The organism is Streptomyces pluripotens, from assembly GCF_000802245.2.
In the GTDB taxonomy this organism is placed as follows: Bacteria; Actinomycetota; Actinomycetes; order Streptomycetales; family Streptomycetaceae; genus Streptomyces; species Streptomyces pluripotens.
In genome coordinates this window covers 4,306,520-4,323,868 of the sequence record NZ_CP021080.1, presented here as the reverse complement: position 1 = coordinate 4,323,868, position 17,349 = coordinate 4,306,520, and the positions used below count along the sequence as shown (strand labels likewise).

Here is a 17,349-nt window from a genome sequence, read left to right as displayed (position 1 = left end):
ACCCACTGTCGCAGGCGATCGGAAGGACGACGGACGTGCGATCGGCAAGGACGGCGAGCGTGGACGCAAACGCAGACGTGAACGTGAACGGCACCGTGGCCGAGGGCTTCGAGCCGGTCCGGGAGGCATTCGCAGCGAACTTCGCTCTGCTCGGCGAGCGCGGCGCGGCTGTCGCCGTGTACCGCGACGGCCACCGGGTCGTCGACCTGTGGGCCGGCACCAAGGACGTGGACGGTGACATCCCCTGGGAACGCGGTACCGCGCAGGTCGTACGCTCCGCCACCAAAGGCGTCACCGCCGCCGCGCTCCTGCTCCTGCACCAGCGCGGCGAGCTGGACCTGGACGCCCCGGTGGGCGCGTACTGGCCAGAGTACAAAGCGGCCGGCAAGGAACACACCCGGGTGCGGCACCTGCTCGCGCACCGCGCCGGTGTACCGGTCCTGGACCGTCCGCTGACCCCCGCCGAGGCAGCCGATCCCGATCTCGGTGCGGCGGCCGTCGCCGCACAGGCACCCGTGTGGGAGCCGGGCACCGATCACGGCTACCACGCCCATACCTACGGCTGGCTCACCGGCGAACTGGTCCGGCGCGTCACCGGCCGTCCGATCGGCGAGTGGATCGCGGACGAGATCGCGACCGCCGTCGGCGCGGACCTGTGGCTGGGCCTGCCGGGGTCCGAACGCCCGCGCGTGGGCCGGGTCGGGCCGGTCGAGGCGCCCGAGGCCGCCGGCGCTCTGAAGATCCGGCCCAAACGTGCCGTGGCCGATGCCTACGCCGACCCGGCCTCCCTGACCCGCCGGGCCTTCGCCGCGATCACCCCGCTCCCCGACGAGAACGCCCCCGCCCACCAGTCCGCCGCCCTGCCCGCCTCCAACGGCATCGCCACCGCCGAGGGCCTGGCGCGCTGTTACGCCTCGCTCATCGGCGACGTGGACGGCGGTACCCGTCTGTTCTCCGCGGACACCACGGAACTGGCCCGCGCCGAGAACTCGACCGGACCGGACCGGGTCCTGGTGGTGGGCACCCGGTTCGGCCTCGGTTACATGCTGCACGGCGCTGCGTCCCCGCTGCTCTCCCCCGGTTCCTTCGGCCACCCGGGCCGCGGCGGCTCCCTCGCGTTCGCCGACCCCGAATCGGGCATCGCCTTCGGCTATGTCACCAACGGGTTCCGGCAGGGCGTGACGGCGGACCCGAGAGCACAGGCACTGGTGCGGGCGCTGCGCACGGTACTCGGGTAACGGCGCACCCGGACTGCGGGCCGGTGCCTTACATGTGGATCGGATGCGAAGTCCGCCCGGACTCCGCGTCAATCTCCCCGTGCGCCTTGGTCAGCAGCTCCATGGCCAGTTCGTTGAGGGCGCGGGCGCCCGCTATCTCTTCGCCGACCCGGGGCTGGTTCGCGTCGACGTGGTGGCGGCTGGCGTGCCCGTGGGCCCGTACCTCGCTACCGTCGGGCAACCGCACCAGGGCGGCCGCGCGCGTGTGCTCGTCGTCTTCCTGGAACTCCAGCTCGATGTGCCATCCCACAGCTGTGTGCATCATGTCGACCACCTCCGGAAAACCGCTGCTTCCAGGGTGCTCCCGCGGGCGGGGAACGTCACTTCGGCGGGTCGGACGGAGCCTGATCGCCGAAGCTGGCGAAGTACGCGGCGGCCATGTCCTCGCCGGCATGCCCCTGAGCGGCGGCCCGGGCCAAGCGTGCTGCGGTCGCGGCGGCGACATCGAGCCGGACGCCGTTCTGCTCCCCCGCCCGGACGACCAGCTGGGCGTCCTTCCCGGCGGTGGCCACCATGAACGACGGCGGGGAGAGCCTGCCGTCGAGTATCAGCGCGGACTTCGCCCGCAGGTAGCCCATATCCAGTGGGCCGCCCTCGATGAGGGCGAAGAAGTCCTGCGGGTCCACGCCGAGGGCTTCGGCCAAGGCCAGCACCTCGCCAGCCGCCGCGGTGGCCGCGAGGACCCAGCTGTTGGCGACCAGCTTGAGCCGACTGGCGCTTCCCGCGTCCGCGTCCGCCCCGGTCCACACGGTCCTCGCGCCCACCGCGTCGAAGACCGGCGCGACCGTCTCCCGTCCCTCCTCCGGCCCGGCGGCCAGCACGGTCAGTTGCCCGGTCTCCGCGGGCTGCCGGGTGCCGAGGACGGGGGCGTCGTAGAAGAGGAGCCCGTGCTCACGGCCGAAGGCGGCCAACGCGGAGACGAGTTCGACGCCCGTGGTGGTGCACTGCGCCCAGGCCGTACCGGAGCGCAGCGCCGGGGCGGCTTCGCGCATCACGTCCAGGACGGTGTCGCCGTCGTAGAGCATGGTGAGGACGACATCGGCGCCCTCGACGGCCTCGGCGGGCGTGCCGGTGACGCGCGCGCCTTCGGCGGCGAGGGGCTCCGCCTTGTCCCGAGTGCGGTTCCAGGCCCGCACGGTGAGTCCGGCGCGGCACAGGTTGCGGGCCATGGCTGCGCCCATGATGCCGGTGCCGAGGACACCGACGGTCGGCTTGTCGGTCATCGACAGCTCCCTGTCGTCGTGGTCTGTGTTCAGCTTCTCGCACCGTGACGTCCCCGGTGCGCCACAAAGAGCAGCCGGTGAGGGTACGTCGTCCCCCGCGGGACCCTCACCGGCTGGTCAACGTCGGTCAGCAGCGGTGCGTCAGGCGCGTACTAGCTCCCGTTCCCCTTCGGTGTCGGGATCCCTGCTGTCCGCGCCGGACCGGGTGCGCAGTCCCTCGCCCTCGACGTCGACGTTGGGCAGCGCGCGGTCGAGCCACTTCGGCAGCCACCAGGCTCGCTTACCGAGCAGGGCGAGCACCGCCGGGACGACGGCCATGCGGACGATGAACGCGTCGAAGAAGACGGCGATCGCGAGGCCGAAGCCGATCATCTTGACCATCGACTCGCTGGAGCCGATGAAGCCGGAGAAGACGGCGATCATGATGACGGCGGCGGCGGTCACCACCCGGGCACCGTGTTGGAAGCCGGTCACGATGGCCTGGCTGGGCTTCTCACCGTGTACGTGTGCCTCCCGCATCCGGGTCACGAGGAACACCTCGTAGTCCATCGCAAGACCGAAGACGACGCCCACCATGAAGATCGGCATCATCGACATGACCGGGCCGGTCTGCTCGACGTGCATCAGGCCGGACAGCCAGCCCCACTGGAAGACCGCGACCACGGCACCGAGCGCCGCCAGCACGCTGAGCAGGAAGCCGAGGGCCGCCTTCAGCGGGACCAGGACCGAGCGGAAGACCACGATCAGCAGCAGGAACGCCAGGCCCACCACCAGCGCCAGATAGGGCAGGAGCGCGTCGTTCAGCCTCTGCGAGACGTCGATGTTCATCGCCGTGGAGCCGGTGACCAGGACCTTGGAGCCGGTCTCCGCGGCGATGCCGGGCCCCTTGCCGCGGATGGCGTGCACCAGGTCTTCGGTCGTCGTCGACGACGGCTTGGACTTGGGGATGACCGTGATCGTCGCGGTGTCACCGGCCTTGTTGGGCGCGGCCGGGGTGACGGTGACGACGTCCTTCAGGCCCTTGATCTCGTCGCCGACCTTGGTGAAGGCAGCCTTGGGGTCGTCACTGCCCTTGGCGTCGACCACGACCATCAACGGGCCGTTGAAGCCGGGTCCGAAGCCCTCGGAGAGAAGGTCGTAGGCGCGCCTCTGGGTGGTGGAGACCGGCTGGGATCCGTCGTCGGGGAGGCCGAGTTCGAGGGAGGCGGCCGGGACCGCCGCGGCGCCGAGGCCGATCACGCCGAGGAGTAGCACCGCGACGGGCCGACGGACGACGAAGCTCGCCCAGCGGGAGCCCATGTTGGGGCGCCCCGGTTTCCTCGGCGTGCGGCCGCCGCCGAGCAGCTTGCTCTTCTCACCGGCCGGTTTGACCTTGCGGCCCGCGTAGCCGAGCAGTGCCGGGATCATCGTCAGGGCGATGAGCACGGCGATGGCGACCGTGCCCGCGGCGGCGACGCCCATCTTGGTCAGCATCGGAATGTTGACGACGGACAGGCCGACCAGGGCGATGACGACGGTCAGGCCGGCGAAGACCACGGCCGAGCCCGCGGTACCGACGGCCCGGCCGGCGGCTTCCTCGCGTTCGCGGCCCTCGGCGAGTTCGGCCCGGTAGCGGGAGACGATGAACAGGGCGTAGTCGATGCCGACGGCGAGGCCGATCATCGTCGCCAGGGTCGAGGTCGTCGAGCCCAGGTCGAGGGTGCTGGCGAGGGCGGTGATCGTGGAGACGCCGATACCGACACCGATGATCGCGGTCAGCAGTGGCAGCCCGGCGGCGACCAGGGAACCGAAGGTGATGACGAGGACGACCGCGGCGATCGCCAGGCCGATCACCTCGCTGGAGCCGCTCTTGGGGGCCGCGTTGAGGGCGTCACCGCCGACCTCGACGGTCAGCCCGGTGTCCCGGGCGTGCTGCGCGGCCGTCTTCAGGGCGTCCCGGGAGGAGTCCTCCAGTTCCATGCCGGACACTTTGTACTTCACCGACGCGTAGGCGATGGTGCCGTTCTTGCTGACGGCGTGCCCGCTGAAGGGGTCGGCCACGGACGCTACCTCAAAGCCGTGCTTCAGCTCCTTGACCGCCTTCTCGACGGTCGCCTTGTTGGCCTTGTCGGTCATCTTCTCGCCGCTCGGCGCCTGGAAGACGACCCGCGCCGTCGCGCCGTCGGCACTCATGCCGGGGAAGCGGTGTTCCAGCAGGTCGAAGGCCTTCTGTGCCTCGGTGCCGGGAATGGAGAAGGAGGTGTTGCCGGCGGTCGGTGCGGAGGCGGCGCCCACCCCAGCGAGGGTGAGCAGCGCGACCCATATCAGGGCGACGAAGTGCCGTCGCCGGAAGGCGAGCCGGCCGAGTTTGTAGAGGTACGTGGCCATGGAGGCGTACTCCCGGTCAGGTCGTGGGGTTCATCTGGGCAGGGTTGATCAGCCCGACGACGTGAGCGGTGACGTCAGGTAGTGGGTTTGTTGGGGAAGGTCAGATGGCTGACACGCCGAGGGCGGGGAGGACCACGGCGTCGATGTACGAGGTGAGGAAGGCCCGGGTGGGCGGCTGGTCGTCGAGCAAGGTCCGGGTGGCGAAACCGCCGACCATCATGTGCAGCATGAAATCGATGGCCGGGCAGTCGGGACGGATCTCGCCCCGGTCGACCGCGCGCTGCACCACCTGCCGGAACCCGCCCACCTCGTGGGCGATGAGCTGTTCCCGGAAGGCCTGGCGCAGATCGTCATTGTGGTGCATCGCCATGGCGACACCCCGCATCAGCGCGGAGTTCCGCTCCATGGTGCAGTCGTCCTCCAGCGCCACTAGGGCGTGCAGGTCACCGCGGAGCGAACCGGTGTCGATGTCCTCGACGTGGCCGCGCTTGCCGTGCCGCAACGCCTGGACGACCAGCTGTGCCTTGCCGCCCCACTGGCGGTAGAGCGTGGCCTTGCTGGACCGGGTGCGGGCGGCGACGGCGTCCATGGTGAGGGTGTCGTAACCGACCTCCCGGAGCAGACCGAGCACGGCCTCGTACAACTCGGCCTCGCGCTCGGGCGTGATCCGACTGCGACGCGTCGCTGCGACGGCCTCGCTCATGCCGGTCACCTTCCCACTCCGGAACTCGCATCTTCTTTCGTACCTCCACGAGGGTACCCCTCCCCTTATCGAAACGAAACGGTTTCGTACGTGTCTTGGGTCACGAAGGTGAAGGACGCATAAGGGCCGCACGAGTTGCTGGGCCCCACCGGGCGGAAAAGCATGAGGAGGTGAGCTATCTGCACCTCCCCCACCTCAGCGGCGACCTGGTGTGCTTCGCAGCCGAAGACGACCTCTGGCTGGCACCCCTCGACGCCCCGGGCCGCGCCTGGCGGCTCACGGCAGACCGCACCAAGGCCGGTCATCCCCGCTTCTCGCCCGACGGGCGTCACATCGCCTACACCAGCTGGCGCAGCCTCGTCCCCGAAATCAACCTGGTCCCCGTCGACGGCGGTCCCGCGCGGCGGCTGACGTACTGGGGCAACACCGACACCCGCGTCTGCGGCTGGACACCTCCCGACCCGGACGGCAGGAGCCACATCCTCGCCGTCGCCTCCCACGGCCAGCCCTTCTCCTACTTCACCTGGGCCTACAAGGTCCCCACCGACGGCGACCCGGGCGCACGGCTGCCCTGGGGGCCGGTCTGCGACATCCAGGTCGCCGACCTCGACGGCGAACACCAGAGCCTGCTGCTCACCGGCACCCCGCCGCACGAACCGGCCTCCTGGAAGCGCTACCGCGGCGGCGCCATGGGCCGGCTCTGGCTGCACGGGCGACGCCTGCTGCCGGACGTCGAAGGTCATCTGGCCTGCCCCATGTTCGTCGGTGACCGGATCGTCTTCCTCTCCGACCACGAGGGTGTCGGCAACCTCTACTCCTGCACCCACGACGGCACCGATCTGCGCCGCCACACCGACCACGACGCCTTCTACGCCCGGCACGCCTCCAGCGACGGCACCCGGGTGGTCTACCAGTGCGCGGGGGACCTGTGGCTGGTGGACGACCTGTCCCCGAACGGCGTACCGCGCAAGCTCGGCATCCGCCTCGCCGGACCGGCCACCGGCCGCCGGAGGTACCAAGTACCGGCCGCACAGAACGTGGACGGCGTCTCCATGGACGAGACCGGCCGGGCCAGCGCGGTCGTCGTCCGAGGCAGTCTGTACTGGCTCACCCATCGCGACGGCCCGGCCCGGACGATCACCGACACGCCCGGTGTCCGGGTCCGGCTGCCGGACATGCTGGGCTCCACCGGACAGGTCGCCTACATCACCGACGCCCAGGGCGAGGACGCGGTCGAGATCGCCCAGTTGCCCCGCGCGACCGGCGACCGTGCGCCGCGCCGGCTGGCCGCGGGCAAGCTGGGCCGAGTCCTGGAAATGGTCTCCGACCCGTTGGGCGAACGCCTGGCCATCGCCTCGCACGACGGACGGCTCCTGCTGATCGACACCGCGGACGACTCCGGAGTCGGGACCACCGGCAGATCGTCCGCGGAGACCACCGCCGGCCCGGACGAATCCGGCCCGGGCACCGCAGCCCCAGACAGCGTGGTCACCGAACTGATCCACTCCGTCAACGGCCCCGTCCGCGACCTGGCCTTCTCCCCCGACGGTTCCTGGCTCGCCTGGTCCCACCCGGGCATCGGCCGTTCCCTGCGCCAGATCAAACTGGCCCGCATCAACGACCGCCTCGTCGTGGACGTGACCAACGGCCGCTTCGAGGACGAGAACCCGGTCTTCACCCGTGACGGCCGCTATCTCGCCTTCCTGTCCTGGCGCGGCTTCGACCCGGTGTACGACGTCCACACCGGTGACCTGTCCTTCCCGCTCGGCTGCCGCCCCTACCTCGTCCCGCTCTCCTCCGCGACCCCGTCCCCCTTCGCCTTGAGCCCCGAGGGGCGTCCGGCCGCCGGGGGGCTCGATCCGGCCGGGGACGAAGAGAGCGGCGAGGGCGGCATGGTGACCGTCGAGGCGGAGGGCCTAGAGAGCAGGGTCACACCGTTCCCGGTCATCGCCTCCAAGTACTCCGCGCTGCGTCCGGTTTCGGGTGGCGGACTGGTCTGGCTGCGCTGGCCGATCTCCGGCGCGCTCGGCGAGACCTTCGCCAGCCCGGACGACACCACTGGCCGCCCGACCCTTGAGTACTTCAACATCGGCAAGGCCAAGAAGTCCGAACTCGTCGGCCACCTTGACTGGTTCGAGGTGAGCGGCGACGGCACCCGGCTGGTCGTCGTGGACGAGGGGGAACTGCGGGCCGTGCCCTCGACCGAGCCGGGCGACGGCGACACCACCGTCTGGATCGACCTGCGCCGCATCCCGCACGAAGCCGACCCGCCCGCGGAGTGGCGCCAGTCCTACGAGGAGGCCGGCCGCCTCATCCGCGCCTACTTCTGGGACCCCGGTATGTGCGGCATCGACTGGGACGCGGTGCTCGATCAGTACCGCCCGCTGGTCGAACGGGTCGCCACACCCGACGAGTTCGCGGACCTCCTGCGTGAAGTCCTCGGTGAACTCGGGACCTCCCACGCCTACGTGACCGGGGCCCGCCACAACGAAGGCCCGCCCCACTACCAGCGCCGACAGGGCCTGTTGGGCGCCAACCTGGTGCGCCGCGACGCCGGCTGGACGGTCAAGCGCATCCTGCCCGGCGACTCCTCCGACTCCAAGGCCCGCTCACCACTGGCCGGTACGGGCATCCGCGAGGGTGCCGTGCTGACCCACGTCGACGGCCGCCCAGTCGACCCAGTGACCGGCCCCTATCCCCTGCTGGCGGGCTCGGGCGGTACGACCGTGGAGCTGACGTTCATCCCGGCGGAAGGCGGGGCCGGGCGCCCCCGGCGGGTCGCCGTCGTCCCGCTCGTCGACGAACGGCCGCTGCGCTACCAGGACTGGGTCTCCAAACGCCGCGCGGTCGTCCGGGAGTTGAGCGGCGGAAGATGCGGCTATCTACACATCCCCGACATGGGCGGCTCGGGCTGGGCGCAGTTCAACCGCGACCTGCGCATGGAGGTGTCCCGGCCGGCACTGATCGTGGACGTGCGCGGCAACGCGGGCGGACACATCAGCGAACTCGTCATCGAGAAGCTGACCCGCACGATCCTGGGCTGGGACCTGACTCGGGACGCGCAACCGGTGTCGTACACCTCGAACGCCCCCCGGGGCCCCGTGGTCGCCCTCGCCGACGAGGCGACCTCCTCCGACGGCGACATGATCACCGCCGCCTTCAGACTGCTGAAGCTCGGTCCGGTGGTCGGCCAGCGCACCTGGGGTGGCGTGGTCGGCATGACCGGCCGTCACCGGCTGGGCGACGGCACGGTCATCACGGTGCCGATGAACGCGGCCTGGTTCGAGGCCTACGGCTGGTCCGTGGAGAACCGTGGCGTCACCCCCGACCTGGAGGTCCTGCGCACCCCCCTGGACTGGGCGGAGGGCCGCTACGCCCAGTTGGACGACGCCGTCCGGCTGGCCCTGGACCTCCTGGAGACCACTCCGGCGGCCGTTCCCCCCGACTACGGCGACACCCCCGACCGCTCGCGACCCAAACTGCCCCCGAGGTCCCTGTGAGGCCCGTCCGCCGGCTCCGTCCGACAGGCATCCGCAGACGCCCGCAGCCGGGAAAGGGGCGCGAGCCCCACCGGTGTGCGGCTGCGCAGCGTGGGTGACCTCCCGCTCACCACCCTCGCAGCCCCGCGCCCCCGCGGCCCCCGCCCAACGACGTACCGCAACCGCCCCGGAAGCCCACCGCCCACGCCCCGGAAACCATGCACACCCCTGGCATCACCCCGCGCGCACGGCGCAAGAGTCGTCGTCCTGACCGTCGCCGGCCTTGGCCTCTCGTCACCCCGCGCGCACGGCGCAAGAGTCGTCGTCCTGACCGTCGCCGGCCTTGGCCTCTCGTCACCCCGCGCGCACGGCGCAAGGCGCCCTCCGTGACGGAGGACGCCTTGTCTGAACCGGCCGAGGCCGAACGCAGCGACTAAGCGTCGTAGTCCTGGTCGAAGCGCTCTTCCATCTCCCGGTCCGCGTCATCGATGTCGCGCGTGCTCTGGCGGCCACGCTCGGACTGGGGCTGCCGGCTGCGCTGGGCGGCCCGCTCGCGCGCCTGACCCGTCTTGTCCTTGGCCTGGTCCTGCCACTCGCCGGCCCGGTCCTGGAACTGGTCCTTCATACCCATGTGGGTTCACTCCTGCGGTGAATGAGGATGGGGGGGCGACCCCTCGGTGGGGCCTCGACCAGCGTCACACGGGCAAACACGCAGCGCATTTCGATCAGTTACCGTGCGTAGCGCGACTCGCCTCGTCCGCTGCCCCACCTGCACCGACGAGTCCGGAGCGCATCCCCTGCAGACGGTGCGCGAACCGCTTCATCTCGCGCTGGCCGACCGTCCCGATGAGCGCCGGCAGACAGCCGCGCACACCCTGCATCCCACGCAGCCACCACTGTCCGTACACATGCGCCGAACGGCGCTCGATCCCGGCGACGAGCCGGTCCACCGCAGGCCCCAGTGGATACGTCTTGTTCGACGGCCACGGCAGTCGCTGCCGCAGTTCCCGCATGACGTCGTCCTGGTCGGCGCCGCGCACCATGTCGGTGTCGGTCCAGGACAGGTAGGCGACGCCGACGCGCACACCCTGGTAGCCGACCTCGGCCCGCAGACTGTGCGCGTACGCCTCCACTCCCGACTTGGAGGCGCAGTACGCCGTCATCATCGGCGCGGGGGTGATCGCGGCGAGGGAAGCGACCTGGAGCAGATACCCGCGGCTCTCCACGAGCACCGGGAGGAACGCGCGGGCGGTCACCGCCGAACCGATCAGGTTCACCTCGATCACCCGCCGCCAGGCCTGCGGATCGGAGTCGGCGAACGGACCGCCCGTGGCCACACCGGCGTTGGCGACCACGATGTCGACCTTGCCGAAGCGCGCCTTCACCTCCCGCGCGACCCTGCTCATGGCCTCGTGGTCGGTGACGTCGGCATACCAGTGCGCGCTGTCGCTGTGCAGCCGTCCGGAGACCTCCTTCAGTGCCTCCTCCTCCAGCCCGACCAGCGCCACCTTCGCGCCGCGCGCGGAGAGCTTGCGCGCCAGCAGTTCGCCGACGCCGCGGGCCGCTCCGGTGACGACCGCGACCTGCCCTTCGAGGCTGACCCCGTTCATGCGCCCTCCCTGCTCCGCACGGGGGTGGAACCGTGCTCCTGCTCCTGCTCGGGGGCGGCCCCCGTGACGTACGTGGTGACGAGTTCCCGCATCCTGCGGACCACCAGGTCGGGAGCCTCCATCGGGGTCATGTGGCCGATGCCGGGCAGTTCGGTGAGACCGACGCAGTTCGGCAGTCCGGCGGCCAGCGCGCGGGCGTGGACGGGAGGCGTGAGCCGGTCCGAGGCGCCGTGCACCACTGCGGCAGGCACCTGCAACTCCCTTACACCGTGGTCGAGATCGAGCGTGGCGAGCACACCGCCCCAGGCATGACGCACGGTGCGCGGGCAGGCGTGCACGATCCGTGCGCACGCCTCCACCACGTGCGGGGCGGAACCGGCACCCATGGTGGCGTACTTGAGGATGCTCTTCGCCACTGGCGTGACGGGCCCGAGAGGAACGGACGACCCGAGCACCTGTCCGGTGATCCAGGTGCGCACGCGCCCGGCACGCAACGGCACCACGGACGCCTCCTCCACCAGCCGGGAACTGCCGGTGCTGCACAGCAGGACGGCGGCGGCGTGCGCGTGGAAGCGGGGGCGGGTAGAAGCGGCCATGATGGTCATTCCCCCCATGGAGTGGCCGACGACCAGGGCCTTCTCCTTCGGGGACAGCGTCTTCGCGAGCACCGCTTCCAGATCGTCCGCCAGGGCCCGGGTGCTGCACACCGGGCTCGCGGGGCTGCGTCCGTGACCCCGCTGGTCATAGACGATCACCCGGTGGTCGGCCGCCAGGTCCCGGGTCTGCGCCGCCCAGAAGGCGGTCGAGCAGGTCCAGCCGTGGGAGAGGACGACAGCGGGCGCCTTCTCGGGCCCGTGTACCTCGACGTGCAACCGCGCTCCGCCGGTGGAGGCGACGGTCAGTGCACGGGAGGGGGCGGGCGGGGCATACGGGCCGGTGGCCACGGAGGTGAGCCGGCTCATGCGGCGGCCCCGCTCTGCTTCCCGGCACGCACCGTCTCCCCGGCCGCGGCCTTCTTCCCGGCCGCTGCCTTGCCCGCCGCCCCCGCCTTCTTCCCAGCCGTGCCCGCCCGGTTCTCCTCGCGCTTGCGGATGACCTCGTACTCCGCCAGGTCCACCCGTCGGGTCGCGCGCCGGAACTCGGTTGTCGTACCGGGCCAGATGGTGGTGTTGCGTCCGCTCGCGTCCAGGTACCAGCTGGTGCAGCCACCCGTGTTCCACACCGTCCGCTTCATCCGTTCCTGGACCTCGTGGTTCCAGGCCTCGACGGCGGCGGGCCGGGCGTCGAGCGCGGTACGGACGCCGGAGCCGCCGAGGACGTCGAGGTGGCGCAGATAGTCGGCCAGGTAGTTCAGCTGGGACTCGATCATGAGGATCATGGAGGAGTTCCCGAGGCCGGTGTTGGGCCCGATGATCGTCATCCAGTTCGGGAATCCGGCGGCTGAGGCACCGCGCAGCGCCTGCATGCCGTTCTTCCAGGACTCCGCGAGCGTGGTGCCCTCCACGCCGACCACGCGCTCGGCGATCGGCATGTCGGTGACGTGGAATCCCGTACCGAAGATGATCGCGTCGACCTCGGCCTCGGTACCGTCGGCGGCAACGACGACCGACCCGCGGATCTCGCTGAGCCCGCTCGCGACGACGTCCACGTTGGGCCGGGCGAGCGCCGGGTAGTACTCGCTGGACAGCAAGATCCGCTTGCAGCCGATGCGGTAGTCGGGGGTGAGCTTGGCGCGCAGGGCGGGGTCCTTGATGGCACGCGCCATGTTGCGCTTGGCGAGCTGTTCGATGAGGCCGAGTTCGTCGGGGTGCTTGGTGAACGCCTGCACCTGCAGCTCCCGGATGCCCCACAGCAGTCCGCGCCTGAGCTGGGTGGTGAAGGGCAACGACCGGTGCAGCCACCGCTCGGGGGCGCTGACGGCGCGGTCCACCCGGGGCATCACCCACGGCGGGGTCCGCTGGAGCAGGGTGAGCCGGCTGACCTGCGGCTGGATGGCAGGCACGATCTGGATGGCGGAGGCGCCGGTGCCGACCATGGCGACGCGCTTGCCCCGTAGGTCGTAGTCGTGGTCCCAGCGGGCGGAGTGGAAGACCTTGCCCGGGAAGGACTCCAGGCCCGGGATCTCGGGAATCTTCGGATCGGACAGCGGTCCGGTGGCGGAGACGACGACATCGGCGGACAGCGACCCGCGGGTGGTCTCGATCTCCCAGCGCAGGTTGTCCGCGTCCCAGGTCATCAGCTTGACCTCGGAGTCGCAGCGGATATGCGGACGCAGGCCGAACAGGTCGGTGACGTGCTCCAGATAGGCGCGGATGTGCCGTTGGCCGGAGAAGGTGCGCGGCCAGTCCGGGTTGGGTGCGAAGGAGAAGGAGTACAGGTGGGAGGGCACGTCACAGGCGCACCCGGGGTAACTGTTGTCCCGCCAGGTGCCGCCGACGCTGTCCGCCCGCTCCAGGACGACGAAGTCGGTGATCCCCTCCCGGCGCAACCGCACGGCGGCTCCCAGCCCGCCGAACCCGGACCCGATCACCGCCACCCGTACATGTTCGTGCTCGGCCATCCCGAAGCCTCCACGCATCGCCTTGGATTCTGCCAGTGAATACTGGCGCAATGGGACTGTAGAGCAGCTCCGTACCGAGCGGTAGGGGTCCGGGGAGGGAAAGTTACCGGCGGTACAACATAGGCTGCGGGTGTGGCAGAGGACGCAGAACACCCGGGGGCACCGCGCGAGTACCGCATGGCGGAGCTAGCTCGCCTGGCCGGCATCACCGTGCGCACACTGCGCTTCTACCGCGAGCGCAAACTGCTGCCGCCGCCCCGCCGGGAGGGCCGTATCGCCTGGTACGACGACCACCACCTGGCCCGTCTGCGCACCATCTCCGCCCTGCTGGAGCGCGGCCACACACTGACCGGCATCGCGGAGTTGGCCGAGGCCTTCGACCACGGCCGGGACGTCGCCGACCTCCTGGGCGTCGGCACGCCCAGCGAGGAGGAACCGGTCCGCCTCACCCCCGAGGAACTGGCTGCCCGCTTCGAGGACGAGGTCACCCCCGACAACCTCGCCGCTGCCATGGACCTCGGCTACCTCGGCACCGACGGCGACGAGATCGTCCACATCAGCGCCCGCCTGCTGGACGTCTCCGCCGCCCTGGTCCGCGAGGGGATCCCGCTCGCCGAGGTGCTCGCCGCCGGCGCCCGCGTCCGCGCGCACGCCGACGCCCTGGCCCAGCTCTTCACCGACCTGGTCCTCCAGCACGCAGCCGAGGTGGATCTGCAACGCCTGCGGCCACTGGCCCGGACCGTGGTGGAGGCGGAGCTGTCACTCGCGCTGGACCGTCGGCTGAACCAGCCCGCCGACCGGTGAACCTCGGCCGCTCCGGTCAGAGGCCGAAGACCGCGGTCACCGGCGCATGATCGGACCAGCGCTGCTCGTAGGAGGCGGCTCGCTCGACAAACGCCTTGACCGCTCGCTCGGCCAGCGTCGGCGTGGCCATCAGGTAGTCGATGCGCCAACCCGAGTCGTTGTCGAAGGCGCGCCCGCGGTACGACCACCAGGTGTACGGCCCTGCCGCGTCCGGGTGCAGGGCACGTACGACGTCGACGTACCCGCCGCCGGCTGGGTCGAGGACACTGCCGAGCCACTCCCGCTCCTCAGGCAGGAAGCCGGAGTTCTTGGTGTTGCCGCGCCAGTTCTTGAGGTCAGTCTGCTGGTGGGCGATGTTCCAGTCGCCGCAGACTACGACCTCGCGCCCGTCGGCGGCGGCCCGCTCGCGCAGCCGCTTCAGGTAGGCGAGGAACTCGTCCATGAAGCGGACCTTCTCGTCCTGCCGCTCGGTGCCGACCTCACCGGAGGGCAAGTAGAGCGAGGCGACCGTGACGCCGGGCAGGTCGGCCTCGACATAGCGCCCGCTGCCGTCGAACTCGGCCGAGCCGAAACCCACCCGGACCCGGTCGGGCTCGCGCCGGGTGTAGAGGGAGACACCTGCCCGGCCCTTGGCAGCGGCCGGAGCGTGCACGACATGCCAGCCGTCGGGCTGCCGGACCTCCTCGGGCAGTTGGTGCGGCTCGGCGCGCACCTCTTGCAGGCAGACGACGTCCGCGGAGGTCTGGGCGAGCCACTCCACGAAGCCCTTCCTCGCGGCGGCCCGCAATCCGTTCACGTTCACCGAGGTCACCGTCAGCAAAGCACTCTCCTCGACCTCATGGTCGACCTCGGCCGCCGGACACGTCGTCCGAGGTCACAATCAGCATCCACGGCACGATACCGGCACACTGGTCGGAGCCCTCACGCCAAGACCCACCACCCGCATAGAGGTGCGACACACAGCATGAACATACGCCGCGTCCGCTTCGATCACCCCGACGCCGTCAAGCTCAACGACGAGGTCCAGGCCGAGTACCACCTACGCTACGGCGACGGTGGCGACGCCACGCCCCTCGACGTCTCGGACTTCGACCCACCTCAAGGCGCCTACCTGATCGCGTACGACGAGCACGACCACCCCGTGGCCACCGGCGGCTGGCGCAGCCAGGACCAGAGCGGCGAGGGCACCGAGGACGGTGACGCCGAACTCAAGCGCATGTTCGTGATCGACCGGATGCGCGGCCAGGGCCTCGCGCGCCGCATGCTCGCGGCCCTGGAGGAGGACGCCCGGGCCGCCGGGCGGCTGCGCATGGTCCTGGAGACGGGCACCAAGCAGCCGGAAGCCATCGCCTTGTACACCTCCAGCGGTTACGAGCCGTGCACCGGCTTCGGCTACTACCGGGACTACGAGGAGAGCCGGTACTTCGCGAAGCAGCTGTGAGAAGGAGCGTTCGCAGGGCTGCTGGAGACCACGTCCCGGCAGCCGCGGACGGGTCGGACCCGGGCAGCAGGCGCTCCGGCCGCCCGTTTCCCCCAGGGACACGGGCGGCCTGTTGCGTTGCGGACCCCTTTCGCGGCGCAGGTGGCCAAAGGCGCTGCCGTCCGAGACCGTCGACGTGCCACAGATCGCTGCCGGGGTTCGCGACGCGGTTTTCGAAGAGCCCCTTCCGATGACGTCGCCGGCAGGCGGGGCGGCTCGGTCGTCGGCGAGTGCCGTCAGCCGCCGTCAGGCGTCTGCCAGGCCGAACGGCAAGGACGGGTTGGCCTCGGCGATCTCGATGAGGCGGTTGTACTTCGCGACGCGTTCGCCGCGGGCCGGGGCGCCGGACTTGATCTGGCCGCTGCCGGTGCCGACGACGAGATCGGCGATGAAGGAGTCCTCCGTCTCGCCGGAGCGGTGCGAGACCATCTGCGTGTAGCCGGCCTCCCGGCAGATCCGCATCGCCTCCAGGGTCTCGGTGACGGTGCCGATCTGGTTGACCTTGATGAGGGCGGAGTTGCCGATCTTCTTGCTGATGGCCTCGGTGATGATGGCCGGGTTGGTGACGAAGATGTCGTCGCCCATCAACTGGACACGGTCGCCGAGCCGTTCGGTCAGGCGGACCCAGCCGCCCCAGTCATCCTCGGCGAGGCCGTCCTCGATGGACCAGAGCGGGAAGCGGTCGACGATCGCCTCGTAGCGTTCGATCAGTTGGTCGCTGGTCAGCTTCTCGCCCGCGACGTCGTACCCGCCGTCGCGGTGGAACTCACTGGCCGCCGGGTCCAGGGCGATGGCGATGCCCTCACGGCCGGCGGCATGTCCGGTGGCGGTGACGGCGTCGATGAGGAGTTGGAGGACCTCCTCCGGGCGGTCGACGGCGGGGGCGAAACCACCCTCGTCGCCCAGGCCCACGGCGTGTCCTTGGGCGGACAGGATCGCCTTGAGCTTCGCGTAGACCTCGGCTCCGGCACGTACTGCCTCGGGCAGGCTGGGCGCGCCGAGCGGGGCGAGCATGAACTCCTGGAAGTCGAGGTTGTTGGTGGCGTGGGCGCCGCCGTTGACGACGTTGAAGTGCGGTACCGGAAGGCGCGGAGTGGTGCCCGCAACCTGGGCGATGTGCTGCCACAACTCGCGTCCGGCCAGCACGGCTTCGGCACGCATGGCGGCCATGGAGACGCCGATGACGGCGTTGGCGCCGAGCCGCGCCTTCGTGTCGGTGCCGTCGAGATCGAGCAGGGCGCGGTCGACGTCGGCGGCGGAGTCGAAGGAACGGCCGGTCAGGGCCTGGGCGATCTCGCCGTTGACGTGCCCGACGGCGGTCCGTACGCCCTGTCCGTTGTAGCGGGAGGCGTCGCCGTCGCGGAGCTCGACGGCCTCCCGGGTGCCCGTCGACGCCCCGGAGGGGACACCGGCACGCACACGGGCGCCATCGACGGTGGTGAGGGTGACGGCGAGGGTGGGGCGGGCACGGGAGTCGAGGATCTCGACGGCGTGCAGGTCCGTGATCTGCAGAGGCATGGGCTCTTTCCCTACGCTGGGGACGACTGGCGGATGGCGACTGGCGGATGGCAGTGACAAGTGGTGTGGTCGGTTACTGGCCCTCAGCGGCGACCAGTTCGGCCCTCGCCCGGCCGGTGTGCGGGTTCAGGTAGGTGCCGCCCCCTCGGACACAGGGGTGCAGGTCGGGGTCGGGGTCGTAACCACCTCCTCTCGCCGCGACAGCCGAAGCCGCCACACACGCCAGGGCTGCCAAGGTCGCCGGGGCCGCCGGGGCTCGGGGATGCAAAGCCCGGCGGAACCGGGCACAGTCGAAGGAGCCACAGCAGCCGCTGACACTTCAGGCACC

Annotated in this window: 14 protein-coding genes; 4 read left to right on the top strand and 10 right to left on the bottom strand. The window is 70.7% G+C overall.

What is annotated here, in order from left to right; all coding sequences use genetic code 11:
- Positions 1-77 precede the first annotated feature (77 nt).
- Positions 78-1,238: a serine hydrolase domain-containing protein gene (locus LK06_RS19640; RefSeq protein ID WP_039653172.1), complete on the top strand. Its 1,161-nt coding sequence runs from the start codon at positions 78-80 to the stop codon at positions 1,236-1,238.
- A gap of 28 nt (positions 1,239-1,266) precedes the next feature.
- Here the strand turns inward: LK06_RS19640 and LK06_RS19635 are convergent, their stop codons facing one another.
- From LK06_RS19635 to LK06_RS19620, 4 genes are all read right to left on the bottom strand, one after another.
- Complete coding sequence (locus LK06_RS19635) at positions 1,267-1,542, bottom strand: DUF1876 domain-containing protein (protein ID WP_039653171.1); 276 nt, start codon at positions 1,540-1,542, stop codon at positions 1,267-1,269.
- A gap of 55 nt (positions 1,543-1,597) precedes the next feature.
- Complete coding sequence (locus LK06_RS19630; protein ID WP_039652644.1) at positions 1,598-2,500, bottom strand: NAD(P)-dependent oxidoreductase; 903 nt, start codon at positions 2,498-2,500, stop codon at positions 1,598-1,600.
- A 141-nt stretch (positions 2,501-2,641) separates the two neighbouring features.
- Positions 2,642-4,867 carry an MMPL family transporter gene (locus LK06_RS19625; RefSeq protein WP_039652642.1) on the bottom strand — a complete coding sequence of 742 codons (2,226 nt, stop codon included), beginning with the start codon at positions 4,865-4,867 and terminating at the stop codon, positions 2,642-2,644.
- 100 nt (positions 4,868-4,967) lie between these two features.
- Positions 4,968-5,570: a TetR/AcrR family transcriptional regulator gene (locus LK06_RS19620; protein WP_039652641.1), complete on the bottom strand. Its 603-nt coding sequence runs from the start codon at positions 5,568-5,570 to the stop codon at positions 4,968-4,970.
- Positions 5,571-5,740: 170 nt separating this feature from the next.
- Here LK06_RS19620 and LK06_RS19615 point away from each other — a divergent pair, with 170 nt between their 5' ends.
- Complete coding sequence (locus LK06_RS19615; protein ID WP_039652639.1) at positions 5,741-9,070, top strand: S41 family peptidase; 3,330 nt, start codon at positions 5,741-5,743, stop codon at positions 9,068-9,070.
- A 412-nt stretch (positions 9,071-9,482) separates the two neighbouring features.
- Here LK06_RS19615 and LK06_RS19610 read toward each other — a convergent pair whose 3' ends face one another.
- The 4 genes from LK06_RS19610 to LK06_RS19595 form a co-directional block, all read right to left on the bottom strand.
- Positions 9,483-9,680: a hypothetical protein gene (locus LK06_RS19610; protein WP_039652638.1), complete on the bottom strand. Its 198-nt coding sequence runs from the start codon at positions 9,678-9,680 to the stop codon at positions 9,483-9,485.
- Positions 9,681-9,774: 94 nt separating this feature from the next.
- On the bottom strand, positions 9,775-10,659 hold the full coding sequence (locus LK06_RS19605) for an SDR family oxidoreductase (protein ID WP_043406255.1): 885 nt from the start codon (positions 10,657-10,659) through the stop codon (positions 9,775-9,777).
- On the bottom strand, positions 10,656-11,621 hold the full coding sequence (locus tag LK06_RS19600; protein WP_043406258.1) for an alpha/beta fold hydrolase: 966 nt from the start codon (positions 11,619-11,621) through the stop codon (positions 10,656-10,658). The genes LK06_RS19605 and LK06_RS19600 overlap by 4 nt, the downstream gene beginning before the upstream one ends.
- Positions 11,618-13,219 (bottom strand): flavin-containing monooxygenase, encoded by a 1,602-nt coding sequence (locus LK06_RS19595; RefSeq protein ID WP_078858715.1) that lies wholly within the window; start codon positions 13,217-13,219, stop codon positions 11,618-11,620. Before LK06_RS19595 ends, LK06_RS19600 begins: the two co-directional genes overlap by 4 nt.
- Positions 13,220-13,396: 177 nt before the next feature.
- On the opposite strand from LK06_RS19595, the gene LK06_RS19590 reads away from it, so the two are divergent.
- A complete protein-coding gene (locus LK06_RS19590) occupies positions 13,397-14,023 on the top strand; it encodes a MerR family transcriptional regulator (RefSeq protein ID WP_039652633.1) in 627 nt (208 codons plus the stop codon).
- Positions 14,024-14,039: 16 nt separating this feature from the next.
- On the opposite strand, the gene LK06_RS19585 is transcribed toward LK06_RS19590, so the two are convergent.
- Positions 14,040-14,843, bottom strand: coding sequence for an exodeoxyribonuclease III (locus LK06_RS19585; RefSeq protein WP_039652632.1), 804 nt, complete (start codon positions 14,841-14,843; stop codon positions 14,040-14,042).
- 144 nt (positions 14,844-14,987) lie between these two features.
- On the opposite strand from LK06_RS19585, the gene LK06_RS19580 reads away from it, so the two are divergent.
- Positions 14,988-15,464, top strand: coding sequence for a GNAT family N-acetyltransferase (locus LK06_RS19580; protein WP_039652631.1), 477 nt, complete (start codon positions 14,988-14,990; stop codon positions 15,462-15,464).
- 285 nt (positions 15,465-15,749) lie between these two features.
- On the opposite strand, the gene eno is transcribed toward LK06_RS19580, so the two are convergent.
- Positions 15,750-17,021, bottom strand: a complete 1,272-nt coding sequence (gene eno, locus LK06_RS19575; protein WP_043432357.1) for a phosphopyruvate hydratase — start codon at positions 17,019-17,021, stop codon at positions 15,750-15,752.
- Positions 17,022-17,349: the final 328 nt, after the last annotated feature.